17 protein-coding genes are annotated in these 17,402 nt (G+C 55.9%); 11 read left to right on the top strand and 6 right to left on the bottom strand.

Features of this window, described 5'->3' with window-relative positions:
* Positions 1–75: 75 nt before the first annotated feature.
* The 3 genes from EPY72_RS14570 to EPY72_RS14560 all read right to left on the bottom strand — a co-directional run bounded on the left by EPY72_RS14570 (position 76) and on the right by EPY72_RS14560 (position 3,055).
* Positions 76–1,371: a hypothetical protein gene (locus tag EPY72_RS14570; protein ID WP_135806917.1), complete on the bottom strand. Its 1,296-nt coding sequence runs from the start codon at positions 1,369–1,371 to the stop codon at positions 76–78.
* Positions 1,372–1,606: 235 nt separating this feature from the next.
* Entirely contained in the window at positions 1,607–2,437 is an 831-nt protein-coding gene (locus EPY72_RS14565; protein WP_135806916.1) for an IS5 family transposase, read from the bottom strand.
* Between the two features lie 180 nt (positions 2,438–2,617).
* Positions 2,618–3,055 carry a hypothetical protein gene (locus EPY72_RS14560; protein WP_135806915.1) on the bottom strand — a complete coding sequence of 146 codons (438 nt, stop codon included), beginning with the start codon at positions 3,053–3,055 and terminating at the stop codon, positions 2,618–2,620.
* A gap of 204 nt (positions 3,056–3,259) precedes the next feature.
* Between EPY72_RS14560 and EPY72_RS14555 the strand changes: the two genes are divergently transcribed.
* Positions 3,260–3,928 (top strand): RNA polymerase subunit sigma-70, encoded by a 669-nt coding sequence (locus EPY72_RS14555; RefSeq protein ID WP_135806914.1) that lies wholly within the window; start codon positions 3,260–3,262, stop codon positions 3,926–3,928.
* 174 nt (positions 3,929–4,102) lie between these two features.
* On the opposite strand, the gene EPY72_RS14550 is transcribed toward EPY72_RS14555, so the two are convergent.
* The gene (locus tag EPY72_RS14550) at positions 4,103–4,978 is read right to left on the bottom strand and encodes a DUF8172 family protein (RefSeq protein ID WP_135806913.1); all 876 of its coding nucleotides are present in this window, start codon (positions 4,976–4,978) and stop codon (positions 4,103–4,105) included.
* A 64-nt stretch (positions 4,979–5,042) separates the two neighbouring features.
* Positions 5,043–5,873, bottom strand: coding sequence for a type IV toxin-antitoxin system AbiEi family antitoxin domain-containing protein (locus EPY72_RS14545; RefSeq protein WP_135806956.1), 831 nt, complete (start codon positions 5,871–5,873; stop codon positions 5,043–5,045).
* 349 nt (positions 5,874–6,222) lie between these two features.
* Between EPY72_RS14545 and EPY72_RS14540 the strand changes: the two genes are divergently transcribed.
* The 10 genes from EPY72_RS14540 (at position 6,223) to EPY72_RS14495 (ending at position 16,667) form a co-directional block, all read left to right on the top strand.
* A complete protein-coding gene (locus EPY72_RS14540; protein WP_135806912.1) occupies positions 6,223–6,582 on the top strand; it encodes a hypothetical protein in 360 nt (119 codons plus the stop codon).
* 132 nt (positions 6,583–6,714) lie between these two features.
* A complete protein-coding gene (locus tag EPY72_RS14535; RefSeq protein WP_135806911.1) occupies positions 6,715–8,457 on the top strand; it encodes a hypothetical protein in 1,743 nt (580 codons plus the stop codon).
* A gap of 250 nt (positions 8,458–8,707) precedes the next feature.
* Positions 8,708–9,844 (top strand): ribbon-helix-helix domain-containing protein, encoded by a 1,137-nt coding sequence (locus EPY72_RS14530; protein WP_135806910.1) that lies wholly within the window; start codon positions 8,708–8,710, stop codon positions 9,842–9,844.
* A 19-nt stretch (positions 9,845–9,863) separates the two neighbouring features.
* Positions 9,864–10,751, top strand: coding sequence for a hypothetical protein (locus EPY72_RS14525; protein ID WP_210423547.1), 888 nt, complete (start codon positions 9,864–9,866; stop codon positions 10,749–10,751).
* Positions 10,748–11,638: a hypothetical protein gene (locus tag EPY72_RS14520; protein ID WP_135806909.1), complete on the top strand. Its 891-nt coding sequence runs from the start codon at positions 10,748–10,750 to the stop codon at positions 11,636–11,638. Before EPY72_RS14525 ends, EPY72_RS14520 begins: the two co-directional genes overlap by 4 nt.
* A gap of 33 nt (positions 11,639–11,671) precedes the next feature.
* Positions 11,672–14,569, top strand: a complete 2,898-nt coding sequence (locus EPY72_RS14515) for a DEAD/DEAH box helicase (protein WP_210423546.1) — start codon at positions 11,672–11,674, stop codon at positions 14,567–14,569.
* Positions 14,570–14,678: 109 nt separating this feature from the next.
* On the top strand, positions 14,679–15,227 hold the full coding sequence (locus EPY72_RS14510; RefSeq protein WP_135806908.1) for a TATA-box-binding protein: 549 nt from the start codon (positions 14,679–14,681) through the stop codon (positions 15,225–15,227).
* A gap of 188 nt (positions 15,228–15,415) precedes the next feature.
* Positions 15,416–15,694, top strand: coding sequence for a TBP family protein (locus EPY72_RS19700; protein WP_135806907.1), 279 nt, complete (start codon positions 15,416–15,418; stop codon positions 15,692–15,694).
* Between the two features lie 31 nt (positions 15,695–15,725).
* A complete protein-coding gene (locus EPY72_RS19695) occupies positions 15,726–15,950 on the top strand; it encodes a TATA-box-binding protein (protein WP_210423545.1) in 225 nt (74 codons plus the stop codon).
* A 147-nt stretch (positions 15,951–16,097) separates the two neighbouring features.
* Positions 16,098–16,667 carry a hypothetical protein gene (locus EPY72_RS14495; protein ID WP_135806905.1) on the top strand — a complete coding sequence of 190 codons (570 nt, stop codon included), beginning with the start codon at positions 16,098–16,100 and terminating at the stop codon, positions 16,665–16,667.
* A 2-nt stretch (positions 16,668–16,669) separates the two neighbouring features.
* Here EPY72_RS14495 and EPY72_RS14490 read toward each other — a convergent pair whose 3' ends face one another.
* A complete protein-coding gene (locus EPY72_RS14490) occupies positions 16,670–17,401 on the bottom strand; it encodes a M48 family metallopeptidase (protein ID WP_135806904.1) in 732 nt (243 codons plus the stop codon).
* Position 17,402 lies beyond the last annotated feature (1 nt).

Raw genomic sequence — 17,402 nt, 5'->3', positions numbered from 1 at the left:
TACCACCTTCTGGAGTTCCAAAAACTCGACGGGCCTAAATCTTGTCAAAGCCCATCAAGTGTCCGAGTGCGGTTATTACGCCGTCTCTTCAGAGATAAAATCAATTACCCTTCGAAGTTTCTCATTTCGGGTTCGCAGCTCCCCTTTGCCATCGTCTGAAGCTGCTCCGTAATCGAGTAAGAACTCCAGTTCTTGTTTATCAAGGTCGTCCATATACTCGAAATATAGTCGCAGAAGACTATCCAATAAAATCTTGGCGTATATCTGGTGATACTCTGTTGTTCTAGAATACCCTTCGTGAGCAATTTCATTACGAATATCCTCAAAATCCGAAATAACGTCGTTGTAGACATCTTCCCGAATCATCTCGGGGGCAACAAACTCTCGTGCGAAATCAGCTCTCTTCTTAGCGACTTCTGCATTATCACCTCGGCCCTTCTGGGACAGAATCTCAATCCCTCTCCAGAACGCGAAGAATGATTCGTTGACATCGAGTTCGGTGATCCCCGCCAAATACGCTCGTAAAGCATCATTCACGTCTGATTCTAGTTCGGATAGAGGTTCTGAGAAATCGGGAATTGAATCGAACACTTCCCGCATTTCTTCATCGTGCCACCGGATTGACTCTGGTCGTCTGTTGTCGTAGTCTCGAATTTGGAGTGTGTGGAATGAACTATCTTCAAAAACCAGAATCATAAATGGCTCTCGGAGTCTGGACCAACGCACTCGTGGTATCTTACTGCTCGACGGTCTGTGACGCCAAAGACAGTCCGCAAATGTTATTCTAGCCAATAATGTCCTCAGGTAGTCGAACGCGGTATGGGTTGCAAATCCCCCATCTGTGGCTTCACACTTTAGAACCCAATACGTATAGTCGCGGTCTGATGGGTCATTTGGTATTCGGCTGAAGTAATTACTGAGACTATCGTTTTCCTGACGGGCGGGGTTCAAGTAATTCTCGACCCACTGGTCCCGCGTAATGTTGTTGATTTGGGTGCCGGTGACTGAGAAATTCTCAGGCATCTTGGGGCTATCCACCATGTTGAGGGGAAAAGCAACCTCGTATGAATACCATCCAGATTGCTTGATTTCTGACACCCAGTCTTTCACCCGCCTTTCGAACTCTTCCACTCGATTGTCCGAGCTGGTCACATCTAATAAGATATCTCGTAGCTCCGACGACGCATGGGCTGCTGATATACGGTCTTCACGAACATCTAAAGCGCAACATTCGTCAAAGTATATATTTAATTTATAGTAAAACTCATCAGACACACCACTCTCAATATGGGGGTCGATATCAATCGCCGTGCCGTCGGGAACAGTAACGACATAATCAAACAATTCCTCAACTATCTCACTATTACCCATTATCCAACGGGTGAACTTCCTGAGTAGTAGGTTTTGCCCCTATCTCGTCCGGGTCTACTTCGACTTCGACAGTGGTCGGCGCACCTCTTCAAAGCCCACCGCTCAGTTTGCACACCTACTGACCGGCAGTTTCACTCTAATTCAGGCTGGTAAGAACGCGCCTTAATGAGGGGTGTCGTTTCGGAAAACCAGAACACAATATTTGGGTGTGTTTAGAGGCTTGATTTCAGCGGTTTCAGAGGTTGATGGCGGCTTCGATATTTTTGACGGCGGCTTTGAGGACGATTTCCCGAAACTGACCGAACCAGGTTCTCGCTCGGATTGTGTCGTCGAAGCGACGCCGAAGTGAGGCGAAGACGGATTCGACGACTGATCGTCGATGGTAGGTTTCGTCGTCGATTCGAGCGTTATGTGCGGCGTCAAGCGAGGAAAATTCTCGATGTTTGATTACCGGTCTCACGCCTTCTTCGCGGAGATTGTGGCGGAATTCGTCCCAATCGTATCCTTTGTCCGCAGTGATCGTTTCGACCCGGTGGAGGTTTCGTTTCAACACCTGCCAGCCAATCTGTGTATCGTGCGGTTGTTTCATCGAACAATGTATATCTAGAATCAGACTCGTTTGACAGTCAACGAGAGCGGTTGTCTTCACCGAGCTGAAGGTGTAGTTCGTGCGATTTGCGTAGTGCTGGCTTGCGCTGATGCGATCGAAGCCGGTTGCGTCGATCGCCTGAACATCCCCGGTTTCCTGCAGCTGTGCCGATAATCGCAAGAGGACGCGCCAAATCTGCATCTCTAGGGCTTGTTTTCGCGTGCAGACTGTGGTGAAATCGGGTAATTCAGCCACCGAGAGACCGAATTCCGCGACAATCTCGGGCATCTCGTGTAGGACGTCCAGCAGTCGGCGGTAGGGATGCCCGAGATACTCTCGAAGCCCGTGCAATCCCACGATTACCCAGTCGGCGTAGCCACCGTCACCCTTCTCGACGGCTGGGTCTGGGTCGCCACCGACGGCCTTTTTAGCGAGAGATACAACCTTCCGCGTGAAGCGGGAAAGTTTCGTTGACACACTCGATTCCTTCCCGCTTCACTTCCTAGTAATCCCGACAATTAGGCAAAACTACTAGCGTCTAAACACGCCCCAATATTTCGGTGTGTCAGGGGGTTACGGGGATGGTCGAAGCGATGGAGCTCGCAATGAAGGCGATTGCGAGAACCTACGGCTGCTCCTGGTTGAATGGCAACGGCGTTACAGCACGTCGCGAGTTCCAGCTGTGTCCAGTTGGGTTGTCAGCTGGTGCTGTGTGTCGAGGCCGGTTCGGAATCGGGTGATGAGCTCGGATTGATGCTCGGGACAGGCGAGAATCGCGACAGCACCGCCGGCAACCTGGACGAGCGGTTGATGCGGCGTATGTGCTGCAAGGCCACAACTGGGACAGGGAACGCCGCCGGCAGGTCGATGGTCGAGGAGGTCAGCAGTCGTGTCCGTCGTGTAGCCACAGATCGAGGCGAACTGCTGGAAGTGGTCGTCACACCCGATGATGGGGGCTGTAAGCTGGTCGAGCAACAGAAACGACAGCATGTCGCGTTCCGGCGACTGGAGGGCTCCTTCGCAGGCGTCACACTGCATCGGCGGCAGCTCCGGGGGTTCCTCTGGGTCATAGGGCGGCGAGTCTCCGGGATTCATCTACTGACAGGCTTCAGTTCCTGCCCGAGACGGGTAAGTGATGGGGGAGAACTGCGGCGTGAGGCAGCAATATCGAGACGGCGGTCAGTGAGGAGTGTCGTCCCGGGCTTGGAGTGAAGCCATGGGCAGCGATGATTGCGTCGTACTCGAAACACCGGTTCGAGTAATACTTTTAACTGTTACCGGATTATTGGTAACTACCAAATGTATGAGGTGCTCGACGACACGGCGGCACAAACTATCCTCGTCATCGAGAGTGGTGACTCCATCCGCCGTGTCGCCCAACACCTCCACACACCATACGAGACGGTGAGACAGGCCGTCAACCGACTCGAAGACGCAGGCTACGTCTCCTATGACGACGGCCTCTCAGTCGTCGACGAGCGCGTACGCGACGCAGCACGAGAGCTCGTCGCTGCCAGCGCCGGCGTCAGTCCTCCCTCCATCGAGGAAACGTACGTCATCCCACAGTTCGGTGACTGGCCGTTTGCGTTCACGCGGATCGACGCCGTCTACGTGTGGACCCAAGGCGGCTACCAAGTTGGACGGAATCCGGATGACTATCCACTGTTCCTCGCTGTTCGTGAGCAGGACGTCGACGCTTGGGAGGTGTTTTTCGAGTCGTTCGGCCTCCCCACTGCATTCGAGCGACAGCCCGGAGACGAACTGGACGAACCTCTGCAGATCGTCCTCCGGCCACGCGCGTCACTCGACATCAAGGACGTCGAGGGCTACCCGGTGATCCCGAGAGCAGAGACAATCGAGTATATGCGCGAGAACTACGCCCAGTTCCAGTCGGGGCTGGCGATGCTCGACCGGATGTACGAGGACCTCGATCTTGACGTTGCCTACCGTGAAACCGAGCGTACCTAGGCAGATACGCAAATCGTGCGAGACTTTATACCTCGGCAGAGCCAAGATTTGTTTGACCAATGAGTCTGGACGACGCTGTTGAAGAAGCTCTCGCAACATACGGGATGTCGCGGAGCGAAGAGGCCGAAGAAACCGGCCGCACGGTCGCGACGCTCCAGGACTAACGTACGCCGCTTACTCGAGATTCCGGATTTTCTCTGCGAACTCCGCTTTAGATAGTCCGGGGGTTTCCATCAGCTTGGGGTTGTCGGTGCGCTCAACCGCCTCTTCGACGAATTCGACCCAGAGCTCCTCGTGCGCTGTTGCGTAGACTGTCTTCGCTTCTGCGGGATACATATCCAGATCGTATGCCGTCAGGTCGATCTGGACCTCGTGTTTCCGCTCAAGCGTTGTCGCTCCGAAGTCAGAGAGATGCTTGAGGAGCACATTCTTCCGACGAACCGTCAAGAGACGCTTTGACTCGTTAATATACTCGTTTACCCACTCCCGCCAGTCGTATGTCTCTGAGTCGATTTCCACGGAGGTCTCTGGCATCGAGAAATCGGGAGCAATCCGACGGAGGTAGAACTGAATCAGGGCAACAGCAGTCCGATGGTTCGCATTCGGAAGCGCGTGTTTGAGAATGAGATTTGAGGCGAGACGGCCTGCAACATCAGTCGCGTTGCCCTCCCACGACACCCGGTTGAGCGCGTCTGGGAGTGCATCGATGTCGATGTTCTTGTACGCTTCAACGGGAACTCCTTCTTCTTCCTCGTTCTGGGCTATGAGCGCTTGATAGATCTCGAGGAGCCGAGCAACGATGGTACCGTTATCAGCACCCATCTCTGAGAGTGCCTCGCCAAGATCGAATTCGAGATCCCCGACGTCCCCACCATCGACGCGAGACGTATAGATACCGAAGAACTCGCTGTCAAGATCGTACTTGCGAACCTTCACCGCCACGTCATCGTCGTACTCGACAATCCTGGCAACGATCTCTGATGGAGCCTCGTGGACAAAATCAAGAGAGAACTGATTGTCGCCCGGATGGTGATAATAGACGTGACCCATCTACTTGATTCGCTGTACTTGGGGGAGCATCTTAATTCACGCTACCTTTCGGACCGACCTGGCATCAGGATTCCATCGAATCGAGTCTCTCCCAGTCGACGTTGATTCGGAGGCGATACTCACTGTCGTAACTTCCCTGCTTGCCTCGCGTTGGGTCGAGCAGCGAGTACCCACTTGTGAATGACTCGAGGAGCGTCTCACGCGTCGGGAGGTCGATACCCAGCTGGTCTGCCAGGTAGACGATCCGCTTGGTCGCAGCGCCATTGTCGAGTCGCTGGAGGTACTCACCGACCGTCGTCCACGAACAGTCCCGATCGTCCGCGGCGACCATCGCCTGTGCGAGTTCGCGGATGCCACCACCAAACTCGGGATGGTCGGCACAGTCAACGAGCGTCTTCTCTATGTCTGCGACGTCCACGGCGGTACCCTCGATGGCCGTCGGCTCGTACCCGAAGAATTTGCGCTCGGTGACCGTCACGACGCGATAGGGGACGCCGTGGATCTCCCGACTCTGTGCCCGGGAGGGGGTGACGACGTACACCGTCCGGGGCACTTGTTCGGTCAGCCCGTGGTGGTTGAGGGCGCTGTAGTAGCCGACGTACATCGGCTCGGCGACGTGCGAGGCGATGAGATACTCGTGCGTCGTATACAGACCCTCTTCACCGGCCGCGAGCGGGATGATGAGGTACCGACCGGGGAACAGTCGGTCCAGCCATCCTTTCTCAGTGAGCCGGGAGGCGATCTCTCGGGCGGTGTTCGGGGCGACCTCTAGGGTCGTCTCGATGTCGTCGACGGAGATGATCTGGTTGCCCGCGCCGGCGAGTCGTGAGAGAAGTCGGCTTTCACGGGTGGACAGTCCCTGTCGTATATTTTGCGTGTCTTGTGAGTCGTTCATCCCTGCACTTTGGACATAGACTATGAAAACGAGCGGGGCTTCAACATTGCTCATCCGCAATTTGGCTGGATAGAAGGCTTTCGCAGAAGAATAATCTGAGTCAGTCAGTACTGCTCGACGTCGATAACTTGTTTCGTCTCCCCATAAGCGAGATCCCCATCCCCGGAGACGACTGGCGCGTCTTACTTTGGTGTCTGGCTCAACGAGCAGAAGCCGGACTGAGATGACCTGTAGGCCGATGGGGCTTCAGTCAGAACGTCATTCTATTCGTTCGAGCATGGATCTCGTCTTCACGGCGCTTCTACAGAGGATGATTTAATTACGCACAGCGAACCATTACACAAGCAAAATGTCGAATTCAACGGACCCTGCTGCCGTGGCTCGCGATATTGAAACCGGTGACAAGGTACGATTCCATTTTGACGGGAGCTTCAGTACGCACCAGTATCAACCAAACTCTCCGTTTGAAACTGAAGTCTCGCTATCGTTGTCTCTCCCTGACAGCGAAACAGAGAACCCGACGACTCGAATTGATGTTCAACCACCAGCTGGCGACCAGAAAGCTGACACCTACTTTTTTGAGCTTATCACACCCGCTACCAAGGATTCATTCGTCACTCCGCTCCGAGCGGAAAAGAAGGAAGACGGGCACAAATCTGAGTGGGGAATCAACGGCATCGAGCGGCTTGAGAACCTCTCCCAGCCATAATCCTGTTGCTCAATCCTTGGGCTGACGAGGTTCTCTCGATATCTTACCAAATGTTGGGAACAAAATAGCACAAATTGTTTGGTAAGAGCAGGAAGCGTTGGTTTATCGGATTACCATCTCAATCAGTCGATAATGGACGTGAATGAGGACCCTCCCTTTGTGAATTCTCCTGAACATCTCGACCCCTCTGAAGTCCATCGCCGAGATGAGAAACTCCAACGCGGGAATCACTCCCTCGCCCACTCCGACCACGATGAGATTCTCTCTTCTCTCCTTCAGACGATTCGCACGAATGGGACTCGCCGGACGCTAACACAGTTCTATGTCCACAATCTCCTTCGAATGAGTCTATTGCGGCACGGAGATCAAAGTCGCGCACCATCGAATCCGACTGGCCTAGAGCTCTCACCGGAGCAAGATCCTGGTCTCCCACCGCGACTCGTCCAGTTCGGCGTCGGAATTACCCTCCAGACGGATACTGAAACGACCGATCCACAGTCGTTCGAGCAGATTGCGACATATCTCCTCGAACTCAAGAACTGGTACGCTCGGCAGGGTAGCTCACACCTTCCGCTCGACTCACCGATGGCGGATCCGTACTTCGGGATGGTGTGGCGTGAACTCACGACCCTGCGTCACGCAGATGGTTTTCAGATGCTCGAAAAAGCATACCGGGCATACAAACCCTGGGAGCAGGAGATGGAGGAACTTCTCGGCTTTTCCATCGAGGATGCCGTCTACTATACCCGTGAACTCACGGATTGGATTACACCGAGATTAGAGGGACAGGATACGGAGGTCGCGAGGTGGTCGCCGTCATTGCTAGATTTCTCTCAGAAAGCGATTGATCTCACGGACGAGGCGGTGTGGGTGCCCGACGAGACTCTTGTGGACTGGTGCGACGACAGCCCACGTTTTCAGAATTTTCTCGAACGACTAACCGTCGAACCGGGTACTGCTTCCGGATTTCGCACGCCGGTAGATGTGAATCCACTAGAGCGAGCGCCGTTCATTCGAACTGGTGATGAGTACTTGCTTCCGCTTCCCCGTACCGTTCTCTATGCTCTCGCCAACACCTTCTACTACGATTTGATCGGTTCGGAGTATCAGGGCGAATTTCAGCTGCGGTTCGGTGACTGGCTCGAGGAATGGACTGAGGACTGTCTCTTGAAGGTCTTCTCGGAAGATGATATCATTCGGAACTACACCTATGAGTACGACGGAGAGGAAGTGGAGGGTGATATACTGATCCTCCACGACGACGATGAACCCGTTGTAATCGAATGTAAGGGGAAGAAGCTCCGCGCCGAGACTCGGAAAGGAAACTTCGGGGGCATCGACCCGATCAAGGAGGACACCGAACGAGGGATCGGTGACGCGTACCACCAGGCTGATCGACTGGTGACGGGTGTTCAATCCGGCCAGATTACTGAGATCGACACGTCGGATGGGACGACGATCTGCTTGGAACCCTCCACTCTTGAGGATGCACATCGGTGGCTTGTACTTGGAGAATCGTATGGGTCAATCGCGACTCGCGACTTCGCGAAAATACTTGATATTACGCCTGTTCCGTACGTCTGCGATATCTATGACCTGCAGGTACTTGTCGAGGTCCTTGAGTCCCCGGAGCGACTTCTCCACTACGTCCAGCAACGAACTCGGCAAACGACGGTTCAACTCCGGCGTCCTGGTACTCAATATGCGAACTCGAAAACCTTCAGTTCTGATGAGATTGACTACTTAGCCGTCTACAAGCGCAATGGCTGGGAGTTCCCGCCGGGTGCTCGACGCATCACAGGGGCTGGAGACAACCTTCGAGAAGACGCTATCGATTCGATAATGGACAGCGGGGAGTTTCAATTCACATTCTAATTGCTTGGCCTCGACTATCTGGTTTTGGGTGTGTCTTACCAAACTACTGATCAGTACTCGCCGCTAATGTTTGGTAAGAAACGGGTGGATTTCCAGGAGAAGCCTCGGAAATGGTAGAGGTAGCAAAGCATCTGGAACACCGGAATGGTCGTATCAAGGGCTCTCTTACGTACTCACACAAACCCATACAGACCCACGAAAAATATAAATACTCATAGAGTATGGTAATGGGTACGAGGGGATACAAAGGGTGAATATCGTAATAGACGTGCCCGATTCACTCGTCGGCCGGATGAAACGCGCTGTCGCTGCAGGCAGCTACGATGACCCACAGGAGTTCGTTCGGACGGCGATCGAGAATCAAATCCAGCTCGAAGAGGAGGAGATTTCCCAGGAGGTCAAATCACTCGACGAAGCCCTCAATTCTGTAGACCCAGAGTCGGAAATAGAAGCAGCGCCTGAGGGCACCCAGCCCGACGATTCGGCTCACGAACAGGTGCAAGAGCGACAGTCTGACGATGCTCCGCCGGCTGATCGGACGAACGAGACAACGCTGTCGCTGGCTCGACGCCAGTACGACGACATTCCGACGGTTGCACCGCCCGACGAGTCGCGGTTGGACAAAGGTCCTCTCTGGGGACAGTACAATCGTATTTTCCCCGTCAAGCTGGTCGTTCGGGGATTAGCGAATGCTTTGCTGGACTCGTCCGAGGAGGGGCTCCCCGACGGTCCGTGGCTTGATCTCCAGCCGTTTCAGCGCCGCGCCGCGAGGACGGCTCGAGAGATCGGGACTGAAATCGCAACACACGACGAGCGAGCGGGGCGCAAACGAGGTGAGAAACTCGCTGCCGCGTTGCCCACGGGCGATGATCCCGACAAATCGATGGATCGATTCGAGACGCATTTCATTGGACGCGTCGAGCACGACGATGAATTAACCGGGGCACTACCGCACCTGTCCTTCGTCGACATCGTTCGAGAAAGCCCCCCGCAGATCGGGCTCACGGACGCTGGCCAGGAATTTGCAAGCCTCTCGAACCCACTTCTCGATGACGGCGTTGACGCCGACACGTCTCTCTCACAGGAGGAGCAGGAGTTCTACATCTCGCACGTACGGGGCGTGCGAGAAGAAGAATACACGGCGATGCAAAAGGTCGCTCAAGCAATCGAAGAGGGAGACAACCGGCCAACGTCGCTGACCGAGCGGGTGGCTTATCTGAATCCGGAGTGGTCGAATTCGCAGGCTGAGACGGTTCGCTCTGGCCTCACGAGTCGAATGTACGAGCTGGGGCTGGTCGACCGGAGCCAGGTCGGTCAGCGAGGTATTGCCTATGAACTAACAGCTGCCGGCGAGACGTTCCGATCCAACGACACGGAATCCACATAACCTCAATAGACTAACACCAATGGCCGATAACGAGACATCCACTCCCGAATCGACGATCGACGCGCTGAGTCCTGGTGATGAGTGGCCGTTCCACTATCGTGGCTACGGGCTGAGCATAAACCAGGACGGCGACATCTGGTGGCAGGCGTATAACGGAACCGACCGTTTCGACCTGGAGCCGGTACCATCCGGCCTCGTCACTGAGTTGCTTGAGCTGAAACGGAGCGGTGGCGCTCTCCGTGTTACCGAAGGCGGAGCCGTTATCACGCGAATCGAGACCGGAGACGGCAGTTCAGACGCGTACAAGACCGTGTACGTCGGTCAAATGGACCTCGACGGCCGGCTCGTCCCCCGTGATGAGCCGGGGCACGCCGTCCCGATCAGTCCGAACGGACTCGATCCCGGCGACCTCTGGAAGAGCGTCTATGATGGAGCGACGTACTCGTTCAGTGGCGAGCGGTTCTGGTGGCAGGACGGCGAAACGAAGCTTCGGCACTCATTTGCCGATACGTTGCCCCGAGAGATCACCGACGAGCTGAAACGGCTTCGGATGAACGGCGGTCGGTTCGTGATCACGCCCTGTGGTGACGTCGTCACGCAGATCCCCAACGAGAAAACGCCTCCCGATATCCGAGCGCAATTCCGGGAGCTGTCTCGCCCGGTGAAACGGTTCCTCCAGCTTCGGCGCGACCGCGGCAACGTCGATATGGTCCCCGTCTACGTTGGCCATCTCTCCGCTGACGAGCGGCCGATCGAAGTCGAAGAGCCGACCCGGCTGACCGATCCGCTCTCTGAGCAAGAGGAAGCCTCGTTAGAGGCCTGGGTCGCCGCGATGGGGTCCTACGAAGAGAGCGATCTCTCGGAAGACGATCACCGCCGCGACGATCGGGGGGAGGGGTCACGATGAGCGCTGAGGGAAACGGGTCGCTCAGGCAGGAGCCGACCCAGGTCCCGACCGTCAACCGGCGACAGCTGACGGTTGAACCGGGACATCCGTGGCCCTCTGCATATCGCGGTTCGAAATACAGTATCGTTTCGTCCCGGAAGTTCGGTGATGTGGCCCAGTGGAGCCACATGGGCGACATCCAGGCGATGACCGAACGGCCGGGCAGACTCAAAACTGCCCTCACCGAACTCGGGAAAACCAACGGGCGTGGGAGCTTTCGGCTGACCGCTACCGGGGAAGTACTGACAAAAGTCCCAGCTGACCAGTATCAACGGACTTCGCAGGCCCGTGCTAACCGTGGTCATATCCCCGTTTATGTCGGCAAGCTCGATGGCGACTTTGATTTCGAGGAGATCTCCAACGACCCTACGCCGCCCAGCAACACGAACGCCGTGGAAATCTGGACGGGCCTCCCGTTCAATCACGGCGAGACTTGGGCGGTTTGTACAGATGATGTGCTCCGATGGAGCTGGCAGGACTACCGCTTTGAATCGGCCTTTGATCATCCGGAACTTGTTGCGGCGTACAAATCTCTCCGTCCAGAGGGCGGGCGGATCTATATCAACGAACACGGTCACATCTGGGGGAATGTCGATCGCGATACAGTCCCCTCAAGCGAACGGGGACGGATCCGCGACGCTTTCGACGAGTGGGAACGAACGGCGTCGAATGCTGAACGCCGACTTGTAACTCGTCGACTGAACCGTACTGAGAGTGAGGCCGCTGCGAACGGTCTCCTTCCCGTGTATCTCGGTCATATTTCACAGTTCGACGGAGGGATCGTTCCGAAACCAGTGGTCACTGACAACAGCTACTTCGGAGACAGTGCGATGGACCCGGATCAGTAGCGCACCCTCAAATAATGACTGTCGACTAACATCATGGGACGGCGTTTTCCAACACCGATCTTCGGGATTGAACGCGGACCGGAATGGGTTCCGACACTGGTAGAGATCGCTATCGAGAACGACAACGAATTCACTCGAGATCAGTTCGAGGAGCGCTGTCGTGAGCGCTTGCGCAAACCCGACGGCAGCCGGTATTCGCCGAGTTATATCGAACGAACACTGTCCACGTTCATCCAGATGGGTGTCCTCAGAGAACGCGACGATAAGATCACCGTCTGGGAGTTCGCGCGCCGGTTCCACGACAGCGACATCGAGTATGCGGAGTTCCTCTGGCGTGGCATCAAACAGAGCTGGGTTCTCCAAGGCAATTATCCGGAAGGAATTGAAGGGCTCCGAGATGCGCATTACGTCGTTCGACACGCTGATCGGCCGTTACAAGCGGGAGAGATTCGTGAACGGCTGACCGACGAGTTTGGATACGAGTACAACGATGCTGGGATACGCGGCTATCCGGAACTGTTGACTCAGCTCGGTGCGCTCCGGGAAACCGACGACGGCTACGTTCCTGGCCCTAGATCGAGCACCTACGAGGGTCGGTGGCGGGATGTCGACATCTTCCACAACCTCGAACGGTGGATCCATCATCGGGGCCCGACGTTCGATGTCCCAGCTGCTGACATCAAACAGGCGCTCGTAAAGTACTACATGTACCGGGAGTCCGGTGGGTGGGGACGGCACCGCAGCCTGTACAACCGCTTCCTCGACGACTATGTTCGTGAGACGTCGCGTGAGAGCGACGTGGCTCATCCCCAGATTCATCTGTCCGAAGAATACCAGGAGGATGAACGCATTCGAGACACCCTCAGCGAACAAATCAAAGCGAAATTCGATGATATCGACGGCCGCGATCTCGCTGGACTCTATGCCGAGACACTCGAGGACATCCTCGCTGCCGAGACCGAGGCGGAAGCCAAGGACCTCCTCTCAGCGGCGAGCCCCGGTATCTCCCGCCGGGACGTCAGAAATGCGTTTGACGAGGAGAGAGAACCGTACACGTTCCCTGCTGGATTTTCGCTTTACGACTGGCAGTCTGAAGCGATTGACACGTGGTTCGACAACGAGGCCAGCCCATCTGAACGCGGTATCGCGCAGGTGGTGACGGGGGCCGGTAAAACGGTGATGGCGCTTGGTGCCATCGACGAGTGGCTGGACAAGCATCCCGACGGCGTCGTCACGGTTGTTGTGCCGACGAAGGTGTTGATGCACCAGTGGCTCCGCGAGTTCCTCGAGAAATTGAACGTCCCTCCGTCGGAGATCGGCTGGGCGGGAGGAGGCCACAAAGACGATCATAGTGACCGTCGCATCATCGTGAGCATCGTCAACTCCGCTGTCAAGGACGATTTCCTGGCCCAGTCGCTCGACGCTGCCGATACTGATGAGCACCTCTTGGTCGCCGATGAGTGCCACCGGTATACGGGAGATGTCCACTCGAAAGTCCTCGAATATCCCAACACTGCGACGATGGGGCTGTCTGCGACACCGCTGTCGACGATCGATCCGGAGAACGACGAACTCACCGATGACGACGAGTTCCTTCTCGAGAACTTGGGCTCGCTTTTCTACAGGCTGAGTTACGACGAGGGAGCTGACCGCGGCCTCATCTCCGAGTTCACCATCAACTACGTCGGCTTCGAGCTAACGCCGGCCGAACGTCACACCTACGAACAGTTCTCGAAGAAGGTGTCATCCGCTGTTCGGGATATTGAAGCGCGCCACGGCCACCGACTCGCCGAATTGCGGGGAAACTATTCACAGAATCTACAGACGATTCGCGAGTCGACGGACTCGCCGACGCCGGCGATTGCCGACTTCTTCGAGTACACGAAACGGCGGCGTGAGCTGATCGCCGAGGCGGTTTCCCGACAAGCGATCACACACCGTCTCCTCGAGGACGCAATCGAAGAGGACAAGAAGACGATCGTATTCCAGGAACGAATCAAACACCTGGAGCAGATGGTCGCCCCGTATGATCAGCGGGATGAGAAGACCCAAACGGGCAAGTATGGCTCGAAGGAGAGCGAACGGGCGAGTCTCTACCAACAGTACGAGGACGAACTCGACGATATCAATCGCGACCTCGAAAACCTGTTTTTCCGTCGCGATTACGCACCCGTGATGTACCACTCCGGGCACCGCAATTCGGAGTGGAACGAGTGGGGAATCGAATGGTTCCGGGACGAAGGGTTTGCGAACGTGATGCTGAGTGTCCAGGCTCTCAAGGAAGGGGTTGACGTCCCCTCGGCAGACGTTGGGATCATTCGTGTCTCGTCTGGAAACGTCCGTGATCGCATCCAGACACTCGGGCGCATCCTGCGAACCGGCCACGATCCGGACAAGCCCTCGACGCTGTACGTGCTCTATGCCCAGGATACAGTTGACGAACGAATCTTCGAGGAAGTCGACTGGGAGGCCGAAATCGGCGGCACCCATCACTACTACAAGTGGGAGACCAGCGACGAAATCATCAAAGGCGAACTGGAGGGCCCTTCGAAGGAGCACGAACCGGACGTCTCTGCGTATCAACAACCGGAGATTCCCGATCCGGCCGACCTCGTACGTGGGGATCCATATGAGGGGCCTCGTCGTGGGCGGACTGTGAGCGTCGACACTCAGGGACGTCCGTTTCGTGACACAGCCGATGGCCGTCAGTATATCACGACTCCGGAAGTCGAGGAGGTTGCCGAGTACGTCCACCGCCTCCGCGGCGGCGGTCGCATCATCATCAATGATGCCGACCACATGATCACCGTCACCGATGAAGGGCCGGTCTTTCTGGGAATTCTCGAAGCCGACTCGCTTGACTACGAAGAACAGACCGAGGACGAGGAGGTTCCCGAAACCTTCGAGGAATTCATGAATGAGGGGGATTGATTCGTTGCAGCCTCGGCGTCTCACTCGGGTTTCGCAGTCGTCCCGGTGAATTCGTTCGTACGAGCGTCATCAGTCGGACTTTTCCCCTGGTGCGGTCTACGACGAGGTAGTGACGGAGCTCGAGGTCGCCAACGTCGTCGGGATGATCACCTATCAGCAGGAACTCGACCTCGCGGCGCTTGCTGAGACGTTCGACGAGCGGGACGAAATTACGGACGTCACCTACGAACCGGCCGATAACCACTGGTTACAGACGCGCTTTGCCCCCGACGACACGTACGTCGCCTTCTATCGGACCGGGCGCTGTTCGATCGCTGGCTGTCGGTCCATCGAGCACTTCGAAACGATGGTCGACCGTGTGAATGCGGTTATGCGTGAGCTGCTGGACTTCGAGTACGAGCCGGCGGCTGAAATCAGCAATATCGTGGCGACGAGCGACCTCGGCTCGCCGATTCCGCTGGAACTGCTCACCCTTGAGCTGGGGATGGACGCCGTCGAGTACGAGCCCGAGCAGTTCCCAGCGCTGATGTATCGTGGAGCGGACCACGTGATCCTCGTCTTCGCGAGCGGGAAACTCCTTTGTACTGGACTCACCGATCTGGAGGCTGTCTCCGAAGCGGTCGACGATTTTGGAGGGCGGATTCAAGCCGTCGTCTGAATGGCCCCTGTCGAAATGCGATGTGGATCGGCTCTTCACTGACTGTCTTACCAAACAATTGTATCCGGGACAACGACTAATGTTAGGTAAGAAAGAGTCACGGCTGTGCCGTTTCTGTCTTCAGGGGCTACCTCGCGATTCAACAATAGATAAGCAGTCGGTGGGGGAAGTAGGTGACAACCTGACTGATGGAGATTGTTAGTACGATGGGCTCGGGCTCGCTCGGTCGCGAGCTGGATCTCGATGTGTTCGTCGACGCTCTACAGGAGGCTGTGGACCACGATGTCACAGCAAATTTCAGCGGGTCTGGAATGGTTACGGTCCGGCTTGATCCGGATGGCGCTGCGTATCAGTTCTATCGGACTGGCACTATCCAAATCAGAGGGGCAAAGACCGAAGCAGATCTTGAGGCAGCACAGAGTCGGTTACTTGACCTGCTGGATGAGATTGGGGCTGGGGGTTCCTGATTACTCCTTTGAGCAACGAACGGCCGTCTTCATGGAGACGTTAGATCGGAGCCTCGATTTGGAACGGCTAGTACTCAAGCTCGGCCTCGAGCAAACTGAATACGAACCGGAACAGTTCCCTGCCCTGATTTACCGACCGCCAGAACTTGACGTCACGCTCCTTGTATTCTCCAGCGGAAAGATCATCATCGGCGGAACGATGTCTGAAGCGACGGCGCGAGAGGCAATCGACCATCTCAGGGCGCACCTCGGCTAAAATCCGGTACTTGAGTATCGTTTCTCACTTTCCCGTAGAAGTATTCACCATTTTAAATATGGTGGTGAGTCAGAATAGCAAACGCGCCAATTTTCGGGGCCTACATAATCACATAATATCAAGGGGGACGGTTGTCACTGCTTGGATATGGCTGAGACGCCAGTAGCACTCATACTCAACGCGGGGCGGGATGGTGAATTGATGCGAGATTACCTCATCAAGAACAAAATATCAATTGGATGGTCGGTTGGCGACCTGTCAGACGACAGATACCGGGACTTTCGAAAATACAGCGCCAGCGAGATGCGGGAAGACAACCCGTCAGGAGATGATCGGATGCCGGTGCTCAAATTCCTCGGAGTACACGAGGATGAAGACAAGAACATCCAGATCGGCGATGACGTAATCGTTTATGCCCCGAAACCTACGGAGGTTGTCGTAGGCGTGTTTACGGTCAGTGGGGAGGCTGAGTACGATCCGAACCCCATCCAGCTTACCGATGAAGTCCATTACTACTACCGGGATGTCGTCCCAAAACCATGGAGTAAACCCGTCCACCATCAGGATTTCGAGGACCATTACCCAGGAGACAAACCTATTCGCGTCCCTCCTACGTTGCAACCCTTCAACGGTGACCTGACTGAAGTGAAAAACGCAATTCAGTCGGCGCCGCACGCCGATATTGAGCCTCAACAAGTGACCTTTCAGCGCCACTAGGACTACAGATCGTCCTCGGTAAAGATGAGCTCCACGCTGTGCTCTTCTAACCAGTTGGCCCGTTCGCGGTAATCCGGGAGCTGCTCGCGGACGATACGCCAGAAGCGGTTGGTGTGATTCTGCTCCCGTAGGTGGGCGAGTTCGTGGACGACGACGTACTCTGCGATCTCTGGCGGCGCCATAATGAGTCGCCAATTGAAGCTCAGGTTCTGTTTTGGGGAGCAGCTCCCCCATCGCGTTCGCTGGTTCCGTACGGCGAGCCCCTCGTACTCAACACCCATTTCGTCGGCGTGCTCCGCTGCTACTTCCTCGAAGAGCGTCCGGGCCTGCTCTCGAAAGAGCGCCTCTAACTCGTCTTGGATGGATGACTCCTCGACGGCATATTTGGCCAGAACGATCTCCCCGTCGGTGATTTCGTGTTCATCCACGTCCCGGACGCGAAGAGTGTGGTCGTCACCTTGGTACGGGAACGTCTCGCCGGGTTCAAACCTCCTGTCCGGGGCTCGCTCACGGTACTCGTCGTACTTGCGCCATTTCCGAGCGAGCCAGTCAGTGTTCTCGCGAACGAATTCGTGCGGGTCGACGGCGCCATCCTCCGGGATGACCACTTTGACCTCGTGAATGTCGACGTCGATCCGGGGTTGGGTCGCGTCAGCGCTCTCGACCACCCGATACTCAATCTGTTCGCCGGCGATCTCGATTTCGGCTGTGGCCCTCGTATTGCCCACACCCATG

The sequence above is a fragment of the Halorussus marinus genome (assembly GCF_004765795.1).
GTDB lineage: Archaea > Halobacteriota > Halobacteria > Halobacteriales > Haladaptataceae > Halorussus > Halorussus marinus.
Note: the sequence above shows the minus strand (reverse complement) of the source record. Positions and strands in the feature narration are given on the sequence as shown.